Below are 12,273 nucleotides of genomic sequence, written 5' to 3'. Positions count from 1 at the left end.
GCTTAATGGAATGCGTAACTTAGCTTTAAGAACGCTGTTCTTTCATCACTTTTAAGTTCATTTAACAAGTCATTTTCAATCGCGTTCTCTGAATAGCCGAGAAAAAATACCGTTTGTGGGTTGAGCTTATATGAATAGAGTATTTCACCGCCAAGGCTATTGTTCTCTTCTGAGAATAGGATTAATTCAGGATTATTTTCAGCATTACGTTCAGTTTGATAATACACCGCAGTAAAACGAATAAAGCTGTTTACATTAAACGCATAGGTTAGACGTAAATCGCTTATCTTCTGACGATAAACATAATCATTATCAACATCTAATTGTGCAAAGCTATAGTTGAAGTTTAATTCAAGATGGCGATTCATATTCCAAATTAATCGTGGTGAAATTTGTACGCTATCTCCAAGTCTATCGTTGGCGTAATCAATATTGTCACCAACAAGAGCGTAAAGGTTAAAGTAAATATTTTTCAGTGGTTTGGCTTGAGTATAAAATTCAACGCTATTTAGTTCAAAAGAGGTGGTATTTCCATCTATTGCATTATCGTTATCATCGTAACGCAAACCGACCTTTTCTTGGCTTATAAAATTCAAATTGGTATTTGATTGCCATGGTCCTTCAATACCACTTTTTATGATCATTTTCTTACTAATTTGTTCGCCAGCATCATTTTCTCTTTGTGCTACATGGACCCCTAAATCTGCTTTGGTCCACAAACTATTTTCACTATAAAACTTACGCTTAATTGTTGATGATATTTCATTGTAGTCAACCCGTGGCATATAACCTAAGTCTGCACGGAAGTCTCTACCGATATCTTGATATTCAACGTCCATAAACCAATTTTCACTATCGTGTTCAATTTCGATGTTGAGGGCGGTGTCTGATATGTCTTGTGTGTCGGTTACACCAGTTAATTCAGGATATTCGCTTTCTGAAGATAGCACTTGCACGACAATAGAGTTGCTCGCTGAAAATTTATATTTAGAGTCTAGACCTGTTACAAGATTTTGATAATCATCAGCACTTCTCAAGGTACTAACAAACCCAAAAGAAAGGTCATTATTAACATCATAGCGATAACGTAACGCGCCGGAATAACTCTCATCGTCAAGGTTAAAACGTCGAGAATAAAGGCTATCAGGAGCAATAATATTAGTCTCACTGTCTTTGGTCATGAAAAAGCCAAAGGAATGTTTATCAACTTTACCGGTAAGTTTACTACCATAATCGGGATCAGCGATATTTCGAGTATAAATTAGATTAAATGGCGTAGAAAAATATTCAGCGTTGTCGAGAAAGAACGGGCGTTTCTCATCAAAAAATATTGCGTCAGTAGTATTGACGGTAAGCACACCTGCATCGGCTTCAACTGTTGAAAAGTCAGGATTGATGGTGGCGTTTAATAATATATCAGGCGTTATGCCCCAGCGAAGGCTAACGCCAAGGTCAACATCGTTTTCACTGTCCCAGTCGTCATCATTATTGTTATAAACGTCTCTAGTTTGTTGATTACTTGCAACAACCGATGGAGTAATCAATATGTTTTCTTTTGCCTTGGCATTTTGAAAACCTTGTATTTCTAGCATCTGACAAGTCCAACACGAATTGTCTCGATCTATTGGTATATTCGAAATTCGCAACAAATTGTCACGTGGATATATACGAATAAACTCAATGCTCCAGGTTTTAATGTCTTGGCTTTTCTCATAGTTTAACTGTGAAAAAGGAATGGCAAATTCGACTTGATAACCTTTATCCGTAATTATTGCGCTAGACTGCCAAAGAGCATCCCAAGCATTATTATCCTGCCTGGTCATTTCATTGCCAATACTATCGTTTTGAACGCCAGATGGATTAACGAAAAATTGATAGGCGAGGCGATGGTCATTAAATGTATCGAGTTTTATACCAACAATATCATCAGAAAAAGTAGTGTCTCGGTCTTTAAGGAAACTTTGCAATTTATCGACGTCAGGATCTTGTGCATTAAATGCAACATAAAGATATTCGCCATCTTCGTAGATATAGGCGTCGGTTTTTACTGGGCTTGGGGTGTTTTCATAGGGGACATTTACAATGTTAACGTCAAAGTGTTGGGCTTGCTGCCAAACGGGATCACTTAAATCACCATCGATTTTAATCTGGCTATTTATATGCGGAATATTTATTGCTGCTGTTGCGATAAACGGAAAATATAAACCACAAAACAAAATTGATTTGAATAACTGTTTTGCGCTTTTCCTTAGCAAACCCATGACTACTTCCTAATGTCTTTATTATTTTTCTTATTTATTTTTATTATTTGTCTTATTTATCAAGCAAGTAATTTTATTTACCTGAATAGAATTTATATCGCACATAAGGAGTCAGTGTCAATTGTTAACTCATTGTTAACGAGTGTTTTGTGAAAGTTTGATGAACATTACAGAAAGTTGTAAAAATACTCTTTGATCCACCTTTTAATGTGCTAAATTATTGCAATCGCATATGAACTAAGAGAATTACAGTGCAATTGTTAGTTGTTGATTACATTAGCTTAATAATATTTTTCAGTTGTTGGATAGGTTATACCCAATTTTCTAGAGTAAAAGCAAAGAACACCGCTTGTTTATCAAGATGTTTACACCAGCACCGAATCCACTGGATGCGTCAAATTTTCGACACTGATATTAAAGTAGCCCATGCGTCTCTATTAGCCAACTTAGAACGAAACGTTGCCTTTTTTGCCTCGACCACATTACTTGTTCTTGCCGGTGTTTTAACCTTGTTTACGCAAGTAGATAATGTAAAAGAGGTGTTGTCTTCGATTCCTATTAGCAATGATAATAACTCCTTGTCGATTCAAGTTAAGTTAAGTTTATTAGCGTTGATTTTTGTTATGGCATTTTTCCAGTTTACTTGGTCTATGCGTCAGTATGGCTTTCTAAATATAATGATTGGCGCTGCCCCATTTGAGCCGAATACAACCAAAACTCATTTGCTTGATTACGCAAAACAAATGGGCGTTGTTCAAGACCAAGCGGGTCACGCATATAATTACGGGCTTCGTTCCTATTATTTTTCTCTCGCTGCCATTGGTTGGTTCATTCACCCATTACTATTCATTTTTGCCAGCCTAAGCGTCGTTTATGTGCTTTACTATCGAGAATTCAAATCTAGAGCATTACGCGCAATTGTTGATGGTATTGAAAGTCTTGATCTTGAAGGTTTCAATAAATATGGGAAAAAGCAGGGGGAGTAAGTTGGCTATTTATAGTGGTGGTTGCCATTGTGGTAATGTAAAATTTGAAATAGACGTTGATGAATCTACAACGTTACATTCTTGCAATTGTTCTATTTGTTCGATGACTGGCTATATTCATCTGATCGTGCCAAAAACATCGTTTAAGTTATTAACCGAAAACAACAACTTAACTTGTTATCAGTTCAATTCAAAAGTAGCGCAGCATTATTTTTGTAGCAATTGCGGTATTAAGTCATTCTATGTTCCGCGTTCTAATCCAGATGGCTATAGTGTTAACGCAAGGTGCCTCGATACGACTGACTGGCAACAATGGTCATTGGAAGCGTTTAATGGTCAAGATTGGGAATCACATGCCCATAAATTATCGCACCTTAGTGCTGAATAGGTGCTGAATAAGCGAATTTTCGCAATAAGTAATTAGAATTAAATGTCAGAATTTTCACGTTACACCTATAACGACTTTGATAAATATAACTGCTTAAAATTATCAGTGCTGTATTACTTTATCGCACTTTTTTTGCTGCGAGCTGTGGTGATTTCAATTTTATCTTTTGTGAACTTAAGAGATAAATTAGCGCTAGCTCAATGGTTTTACCCCGATCCTAAGATGTTATATCTGAATATCGCGACAGGTATCCCTGGATTATTTTTAATATATGTTTTAATTAATCGCAAACCCGGGGCTAGTGACTTTGTAAAGTCGATGTGGTCTAAGTTTTATCGTTTAAGTTTGGTATTGATTGCGCTTGATTTAATCTTGTACTGGTCGTTTTATTTTGTGGCGGAGTTGGGGCAGTTGCAGTGGCTGATCGGGCAAAGCTTATTAGCAATATTATTATTATCCTTAACTAAGTTTCACCATAGAGCAAAATTAAATTTAACTGAATTTCCTGAAGAATTAGAAGCAAAGAAAGGTCGAAGACTCACCGACATTGAAAATCAAAAATTGAATGAATAATAATAGAAGATAAAAGCGGGCGAAAGCCCCTTTTTATCTTCTATTGCTCGAAACCAGCTGTTATCTTAAATGTTCAACACCAGAAATAGGGTATTTAAAGTAATGTAAACCTTGAGCATCAGCGCTTGGAAGATCGCCAGCTTGGATATTACATTGCAATGATGGGAATATTAGCTTTGGATTGGCTAATGTTGCATCGCGAGCTTCCCTCGTTGCAACGTAGTCTTTTTCGTTTACATTGCCTTTAAGGTGTATGTTTTGGTTTTTCTGCTCTTTAACGGACGTTAAAAATTTAATCTCTCGGCCACCCGGTTGATAGTCATGACACATATATAAGTTGGTATCATCACCCAATGCGAAAATCTTTTGAATCGATTGATATAACAGCGCTGCATCGCCACCTGGAAAATCACAACGTGCTGAGCCAGAATCTGGCATGAATAAGGTATCACCAATAAATGCGTTACCCTCAATAATATAAGTTAAACTGTCAGGTGTATGTCCAGGCGTTTCCATCACTGAAAATTCAAAATTACCTATCGGCAGTACATCACCATCTTTAAGTAATTGATCAAACTGTACGCCTTGGGTATTAAAATCTTTAGCTAAGTTAAATACCGTCTTAAAGGTTTTTTGAATGCCTTTAATGCCGCTTCCGATACATATTTGACCGCCAAGCTGTTGCTTAAGATAAAAGGCAGATGAAATATGATCTGCGTGAGCATGAGTTTCTAAGATGTATTTTAGCGTTAATTGATTGTCATTAATGTAGTTAATTAACTGCTTTGCAAACGCGCTATCTACGCTACTAGCAAGTTGATCGTAGTCTAATGCAGGGTCGATTATCGCACATTCTTTCGATACACGGTCGACAACAATATACGTCAGCGTAAATGAAGCTTTATGGAAAAATTCTTGAATATGTAAAGCCATAGTCTTTCCTAAAATATTTAATCTAATTGGTATTCTTTGCTAATCATCTATAAATATTGACTTATCAATGATTAAGTTTCTGGTCATTTTTCCTTAAAACTAGGTTTAGGCTTGGTAACCGGTGTCGTCGAATAATTCACTACCTTCAGCTGCTGTGCGAGCTAAATCGTCACAACGTTCGTTTTCAGGATGGCCTGAATGACCTTTAACCCACTTCCACTCAATATCGTGACGTTTGGTTTCTTCAAACAATGCTTTCCATAAATCAACATTTTTAACTGGTTGTTTGCTTGCAGTGCGCCAGTTGTTTTTTACCCAATTGTGGATCCACTGAGTAATGCCTTGACGAACATATTGACTGTCGGTTGTTATCGTAACCTTACAAGGTTCGGTTAATGTTTGCAGAGCAACGATAGTAGCAAGCATTTCCATACGGTTGTTGGTGGTAAGTTTATAGCCTTTGGCTAATTCTTTGTCGTGGCCGTTGTATTTTAATACTGCGCCATAACCACCTGGACCTGGATTTCCTAGGCATGAACCGTCGGTGTATATTTCTACATGTTTTTGCATAGTGTTTTTTATTTAAATTTAAGTTCGCTAAGTTTATCAGTTATTGCATTGTACTAGTCAAATTTTTTAACGAACTATTTTTAACAAATTAATTTAACAACTAATTTAACAACTAATTTAACAACTAATTTAAAAACTAGGACGATTATTGTTTACTAACTACGGTAAAATTTGCTTGAATAGTACAAATTATAAATTTTTTGGATAAATCGTGCTCGCTGAAGAATCAAAACCACAACGTTTGGTCGTTCTTGATACAGAAACAACCGGCATAGACCCTAAACAGGGTCATCGTATTGTCGAAATCGGTTGTGTCGAACTGATCGACCGTAAGTTTACCGGTCGAACTTATCACGCCTATATTAATCCCCAGTACCATATGGAACAGGAAGTTATTAATATTCATGGCTTAAGTAATGAGTTCTTGGCAGATAAACCACTGTTTAATCAAGTGGCGGATGAATTTATCGAATTTATAAAAGGTGCTGAATTGGTTATTCACAATGCTAAATTTGACGTCGGCTTTATGGATCATGAATTTGCGATGACTCGCCGTGGTTTGCCAATGACAAATGATATTTGCAGCGTAACCGATACTCTTAAAACTTCGAGGGATGTATTAGGCGGTCCAAAAACCTTAGATTTCTTGGCAAAGCATTACGGTGTCGAGAAGCTGGTTGACCGTACCTACCATGGCGCATTAATTGATGCTCAGTTACTTGCCTATGTTTATGTTGAGATGACGCGTTTTCAAAACACGTTAAACTTATCTCAAGGAAAAGAAGATACAGGCGATTCTGCAGCCATTCGACGTTTAGATACCAATCGTCCACCGTTAAAAGTCGTAAAAGCAACTCAAGAAGAAGAGCAAGCTCATATTGAACGCTTGGCGATTGTCGAAGAAAAGACCGGACACAGCCTCTGGCATGGTAAGCAGGGCGAATAACTTACTTTTGAATAATGACTAAGAAAGCCCTCTGAATATTAAAATAGTCGAGAAATTTGCAATTTTTTGTCTCTATTTTGTGCTGATTGTTCGACATTTGCACAGTCAGTGATTTTTATTCAAAAAAGTAGTTGACTCGAATTGTTCATATCCGTATTATTCGCTCCGCATTCAACGACAAGTTGTTGCAGATGACTTAGATGCGGAGTGGTAGTTCAGTTGGTTAGAATACCGGCCTGTCACGCCGGGGGTCGCGGGTTCGAGTCCCGTCCACTCCGCCAATCTCTTTCATCAGTTTTATATCTCTGCGGAGTGGTAGTTCAGTTGGTTAGAATACCGGCCTGTCACGCCGGGGGTCGCGGGTTCGAGTCCCGTCCACTCCGCCAGTTTATAAAACAAATCAAATTATCGCGGAGTGGTAGTTCAGTTGGTTAGAATACCGGCCTGTCACGCCGGGGGTCGCGGGTTCGAGTCCCGTCCACTCCGCCAACTTTGATTAAATTATTTGTCGTTACACAATGCAAGCATACGCGCGGAGTGGTAGTTCAGTTGGTTAGAATACCGGCCTGTCACGCCGGGGGTCGCGGGTTCGAGTCCCGTCCACTCCGCCAATTATGTTTTCCAAATCTAAACATTAAATTCCCAAACCATATTAGAAACAAAATTACCGAGTGGTAGTTCAGTTGGTTAGGCTCTTATAAGGTCTTAGCGGCCTGTCACGTGTCTGTTTGTCGCGGGTTCGAGTCCCGTCCACTCCGCCAATTATGTTTTCCTTATTAAACTCTGACTTTAGCTCCCATATTTGCAGTTTAAAAAAGCTTGTCCTCGATTACGAGTCCGGACAACATGTCCGCCAATTATGTTTTCCTTATTAAACTCTGACTTTAGCTCCCATATTTGCAGTTTAAAAAAGCTTGTCCTCGAATACGAGTCCGGACAACATGTCCGCCAATTATGTTTTCCAAGAAAAAATCCGATTTAAACTCAAAACAATATTAAAACATAATTACCAAGTGGTAGTTCAGTTGGTTAGGCTCTTTATAAGGTCTTAGCGGCCTGTCAGGTGTCTGTTTGTCGCGGGTTCGAGTCCCGACAACATGTCCGCCAATTATGTTTTCGAAATCTAAACATTAAATTCCCAAACCATATTAGAAACAAAATTGCCGAGTGGTAGTTCAGTTGGTTAGACTCTTTATAAGGTCTATCTGAAACACACATATGTTGAAAAATAGCGCCGTCACAAATAGAAAACGTTCATCCGTGAACCTATTTGCATTCGTACATCCATATACATCATTCCATCATGTTTTTGGATGGAACCTCTCACAGGTTATAACATGCCTATGAATAAAATATTTTTAATTACCACAAGTTGTATCTAATGAGTCACTGCAACCTCTAAAAGGTTATAACGAGCCTATAAAATTGAAAAAGCGAGGTCAACATAACTACTAAGCTACAGCTCTTTTGATTAGGCAGGATTCAACGAATAGTTGTGTCACATTATTATTGTAAAAAAGCGCATTGACGCGACTAGTTATTGGTTAAAATAAAGTCAATGAAATGAATGGTTACAATTTGTTTAAAATTCACTGTTTTGACAAATATCCTTTTAAAACAAAGACTTAATGAAAATTTGATAAATATAAACATAAAATTATATGTTTATTATGTGCTTTTAAATTGCATATACAGTGAGTTTAGGTAGGGTACACACATAAAAAATTAACTACGCATAGTGTGGTAGGCATTAAGCAAACAAGATCTATATTTTCGCTTATATAGAAAATAGAATTCAGATTAAGTGAAGAGTGTTAGATCAGTGACAATTAACATAAGGTTATTTCATGAAATTTTTAAAACCGAGTTTAATCGGATTATCAGTTACTTTAGCATTAGGTCTTTCAGGCTGTAAAAATGATAATTTAGCAACCACTGAAGTTGTACAGGCTCAGCAACAAGCTGGAACATTAACATTTCGTGCGAAATGTTGAAGGTATTGATGAGTATATGCTTCAAAATGGTATGAAGGTTTTATTTTACCCTGATCCATCACAACCAAAAACTTTAGTTAATGTTACTTACCGCGTAGGTTCAAGACACGAGTATTATGGTGAAACCGGCATGGCGCACTTACTTGAGCATATGTTGTTTAAAGGTTCGACAAATTATAAGTCTATTGATAAGGAATTCAAAAAACGTGGCATGGGTAAAAATGCATCTACATGGCTAGATCGAACAAATTACTTTGAAACGTTTGACGCAAATGAAGATAGCCTTGAATGGGCGATTGGCATGGAAGCTGACCGTATGGTTAATGCGACATTTACCGAAGAAGATTTGAAGAGTGAAATGACAGTTGTTCGCAACGAAATGGAGCGTAACGAAACGAATTCATTCCGTATGTTAATGGCTCGTATGTCTTCAACCGCGTTTATTTGGCATAACTATGGTAACAGCACGATTGGTGCCCGTAGTGATGTAGAAAACTTCCCTTTCCAACGATTACGAGAGTTCTATAAAAAGCATTATCGTCCAGATAATGCAGTTGTGACAATTGCTGGTCGATTCGATAAGGAAAAAACCAAGGCGTTAGTTGAAAAACACTTTGGTGCTATTGCAAAACCTGAAAAGCCGATTGAGCCACTTTATACTGTGGAGCCAACGCAAGATGGCGAACGCACCATAAATATTCGTCGCGTAGGGAATTTGCCTATTGTTGGCTTGTCTTACCATACACCATCAGCGTTACACGCTGAAGCAGGTGCTTTGCAGATATTGACTGAAATTTTAGGTGACGCTACTCGTGGCCGCTTACAAAAATCATTGGTTGAAAAGGGGATCGCTACAAGTGCATCTAATTTCACCTTTGATTTAAAAGATAGTTCACAGTTTTTGCTTTTTGTTGAAGGCAATAAAGATTCAGATATTGCAGTAATGGAAGATGAATTAATTAATATTGTAGAAAACCTCAAAGATAACCCAATTACACAACAAGAAGTTGATTTGGCAAAAGCAAAAATGGCTCGCCAAATAGAACAAGCATTACGCAGTGTTACTGGCGTTGGAATGGCGCTTTCTGAATACATTTCACTAGGCGATTATCGTCAAGCTTTTTATTCAAGAGATGTTGTTGCACGCACCACTTTAGAGCAAGTGCAAGCAGCAGAAAAGTACCTTATTCGAAGTAACCGCACTGTAGGACGCTTTATTCCAACTGAAAAACCAGTTCGCGCTGAAATTCCAGCTGCTCCTGATTTAACTGAATTGCTGAAAGATTTTAAAGGTAATGCAGTTGCTACTGCGGGCGAAGTGTACGACAACACGGTGGCTAACATTAAAAATCGTTTAATAAAGTCGCAATGGGCAGAAGGGACAAAGATAAACGTTTACCCGAAAGTGCTTCGCGGCGAACAAATCATAATAAAAATGCACTTTCCAAGTGGTACTGCTGAAAACTTAGCATATAAAGGCAGTGCAATTGGTTATGTTGGAGCATTGTTGAAAAAGGGCAATGCAAAGTATTCAAAAGAAGAAATTGTTAGCAAGCTAGACCAATTAAAAAGCTCTATTAATATCGCAACATCGGCAGGTTCAACTGACGTAGCGATAAGTACAGACAAATCTAACTTAGATGCAACTATTGCGTTATTTGGTGAAATCATGGCGGCGCCAACATTCCCAGGAAATGAGTTAGAAGTAATGAAGCGTAGTTCGATTGCTAGAATTGAGTCAGAGCGCAATGATCCATCAAAGGTTGCTGGTAATAGCTTTAAAGAAGCGCTTGCTAACTACCCGAAAGGGCATCCAAAAGCATATATGACTTTAGATGAAAGAATTGCTGCTACAAAAGCGATTACGTCATCAGAATTAGAAAGTTTGTACCGCAGTCATACTAATATTGTTAATGGTCATATTGCCATTGTTGGTGATGTTGATTCAGACAAAATATCTGCACAACTGCATAAGCAATTATCTGGCTTTGTTAATGATACAGAGTACGAGTACATGACAAGTAGCATGAAACAAACTACCGGTTTAACGATAAGTACTGAGACGCCAGACAAAGCAAATGCGCAGTTATATATAATTAACCCAATCACTATGAATGTTAATCATGAAGATTACTTAGCACTAAAAATGGCTACTACGATCTTTGGAGGCGATTCATTCTCTTCACGTATCGGTGCACGCATTCGTGTTAAAGAAGGTTATAGTTATACGGTTGGCGCTGGCATGCAAGTTAATAGCTTAGATACTCAAGGTATGTATTATGCTGCAGCTATTTCTGCACCAGAAAACATGGATAACGTTGTCGCAGCGTACAAAGAAGAGGCTGCAAAAGTGGTAGCCGATGGTTTTACCGCTGAAGAATTGGACCAAGCGGTAAAAGGGTTTATTAGCAGTAGAAACCATGCTTGGGCTAGTGATGAATACATTGCTGGTGTGTTACAGCGCGCAAGTAAATTAGATGAAGATTTAGGTCGTTATGACCAACAAATCGAAGACGTACAGAAGTTGACCCTTGAAGATGTCAATGCAGCCTTTAATAAATATATCGGCTCTTTAGACATTAATGCCTTTAAAGCTGGTGACTTTGCAAAACTTAAAAAGTAATTAATTGCTTTTAATATAAAACCCAAAAACGCCTGATATTTCAGGCGTTTTTTGTATCTAAGCCGTGATAATATGAATTACTTAAATACTTACTAAATCAGTAATTGATAACATTTTGATAGCTTAACTAAAGTAAACAGGTTTCATCAAAAATCGCAGCTTCTATTACCATTTTTTCACATTATGCATGTAGAGATTAGCGCAGAAAATCGCTGCTCTGTTGTTAGTACAGGACTAAATTCATGTCAATGGTCACTGATCTAGTATCGACTATATGTTCAGTTTATATCGTGAAAAGCGAATTATGTGTCAAACATTTAGTAGGAAAATCGATGATTAACCACTATCATAATATTAACTTTAGTTTGATGAAAAAATATTTATGAAAACAATGAAATTGGCTATTTTACCGGTTCTTATGCTGTTATCCGCATGCACTACTACCTTAAACGCTGAAACTGATTACAGTGTAGATTACGATTTTACTTCTGTAAAAACCTATAATATTGTCGGTGATGTATCAGTGGAAAATCCAATGTTAAGTGATATCAACCGAGATCGCATAAATAACGCGATTGCAGCAAACCTTAATAGTAAAGGTTTCGCGACTTCCGTTGAAAAAGATGCTGATGTAAAGATTCAATATTTCGTCTTTACTAAAGATAGAACTCAAGTAACTACGATCCCGATGAGCGTGGTAGCAAATTGTTATAGGTGTCGTTATCGAACGATAGGCACTGCTTCTACAGTAGACGTTAGGCAGTATACTGAAGGCACACTTATCGTTGATGTCATTGATAATAAGACCGCTAAGACGGTTTGGCGTAGCAGTCTTTCGCAAAGAATTAAGAATTATGACAATGCTAAAGAACGAGATGAAGCTGTAAGGCTTATAATTGAAGCGATATTTAAAGAATTTCCACCGCAAGTGACTGCAGTAGAATGAAGCTAAAACTATTTGATAAAAAAAGAGCTCGCCAATGGCGAGCTCTTTAACAT

The 12,273-nt window shown here is 37.5% G+C and carries 10 protein-coding genes and 4 tRNA genes; 11 read left to right on the top strand and 3 right to left on the bottom strand.

The window, feature by feature from the left end; all coding sequences use genetic code 11:
- Positions 1–2: 2 nt before the first annotated feature.
- Positions 3–2,261 (bottom strand): carbohydrate binding family 9 domain-containing protein, encoded by a 2,259-nt coding sequence (locus LT090_RS09565; protein ID WP_068545479.1) that lies wholly within the window; start codon positions 2,259–2,261, stop codon positions 3–5.
- Between the two features lie 251 nt (positions 2,262–2,512).
- Between LT090_RS09565 and LT090_RS09560 the strand changes: the two genes are divergently transcribed.
- Genes LT090_RS09560 through LT090_RS09550 form a run of 3 tightly spaced genes read left to right on the top strand, consistent with a single transcriptional unit; the run spans position 2,513 to position 4,208 of the window.
- On the top strand, positions 2,513–3,247 hold the full coding sequence (locus tag LT090_RS09560; RefSeq protein WP_068545480.1) for a DUF599 domain-containing protein: 735 nt from the start codon (positions 2,513–2,515) through the stop codon (positions 3,245–3,247).
- A 1-nt stretch (position 3,248) separates the two neighbouring features.
- Positions 3,249–3,635 (top strand): GFA family protein, encoded by a 387-nt coding sequence (locus LT090_RS09555; protein ID WP_226996460.1) that lies wholly within the window; start codon positions 3,249–3,251, stop codon positions 3,633–3,635.
- Between the two features lie 42 nt (positions 3,636–3,677).
- On the top strand, positions 3,678–4,208 hold the full coding sequence (locus LT090_RS09550) for a DUF2919 family protein (protein ID WP_068545482.1): 531 nt from the start codon (positions 3,678–3,680) through the stop codon (positions 4,206–4,208).
- 60 nt (positions 4,209–4,268) lie between these two features.
- Here LT090_RS09550 and LT090_RS09545 read toward each other — a convergent pair whose 3' ends face one another.
- Together LT090_RS09545 and rnhA are read right to left on the bottom strand one after the other, a co-directional pair.
- Positions 4,269–5,141, bottom strand: coding sequence for an MBL fold metallo-hydrolase (locus tag LT090_RS09545; protein ID WP_068545483.1), 873 nt, complete (start codon positions 5,139–5,141; stop codon positions 4,269–4,271).
- 105 nt (positions 5,142–5,246) lie between these two features.
- Positions 5,247–5,711, bottom strand: a complete 465-nt coding sequence (gene rnhA / locus LT090_RS09540; protein ID WP_068545484.1) for a ribonuclease HI — start codon at positions 5,709–5,711, stop codon at positions 5,247–5,249.
- A 211-nt stretch (positions 5,712–5,922) separates the two neighbouring features.
- On the opposite strand from rnhA, the gene dnaQ reads away from it, so the two are divergent.
- The 8 genes from dnaQ to LT090_RS09505 all read left to right on the top strand — a co-directional run bounded on the left by dnaQ (position 5,923) and on the right by LT090_RS09505 (position 12,220).
- Positions 5,923–6,657, top strand: a complete 735-nt coding sequence (dnaQ, locus tag LT090_RS09535; protein WP_068545485.1) for a DNA polymerase III subunit epsilon — start codon at positions 5,923–5,925, stop codon at positions 6,655–6,657.
- A gap of 204 nt (positions 6,658–6,861) precedes the next feature.
- A tRNA-Asp gene (locus LT090_RS09530) sits at positions 6,862–6,938 on the top strand.
- 28 nt (positions 6,939–6,966) lie between these two features.
- Positions 6,967–7,043 (top strand) — tRNA-Asp (locus tag LT090_RS09525).
- Positions 7,044–7,069: 26 nt separating this feature from the next.
- Positions 7,070–7,146: transfer RNA gene (locus LT090_RS09520), tRNA-Asp, on the top strand.
- A gap of 45 nt (positions 7,147–7,191) precedes the next feature.
- A tRNA-Asp gene (locus tag LT090_RS09515) sits at positions 7,192–7,268 on the top strand.
- A 1,236-nt stretch (positions 7,269–8,504) separates the two neighbouring features.
- Complete coding sequence (locus tag LT090_RS17020; protein ID WP_157726599.1) at positions 8,505–8,651, top strand: hypothetical protein; 147 nt, start codon at positions 8,505–8,507, stop codon at positions 8,649–8,651.
- Positions 8,638–11,274: a M16 family metallopeptidase gene (locus tag LT090_RS09510; RefSeq protein ID WP_068545486.1), complete on the top strand. Its 2,637-nt coding sequence runs from the start codon at positions 8,638–8,640 to the stop codon at positions 11,272–11,274. The genes LT090_RS17020 and LT090_RS09510 overlap by 14 nt, the downstream gene beginning before the upstream one ends.
- A gap of 382 nt (positions 11,275–11,656) precedes the next feature.
- On the top strand, positions 11,657–12,220 hold the full coding sequence (locus tag LT090_RS09505) for a DUF4136 domain-containing protein (RefSeq protein ID WP_068545487.1): 564 nt from the start codon (positions 11,657–11,659) through the stop codon (positions 12,218–12,220).
- The last annotated feature ends 53 nt before the right edge of the window (positions 12,221–12,273 follow it).

The sequence above is a fragment of the Thalassotalea crassostreae genome (assembly GCF_001831495.1).
Taxonomy (GTDB): Bacteria; Pseudomonadota; Gammaproteobacteria; order Enterobacterales; family Alteromonadaceae; genus Thalassotalea_A; species Thalassotalea_A crassostreae.
This window is presented reverse-complemented; position numbering and strand designations above follow the sequence as displayed.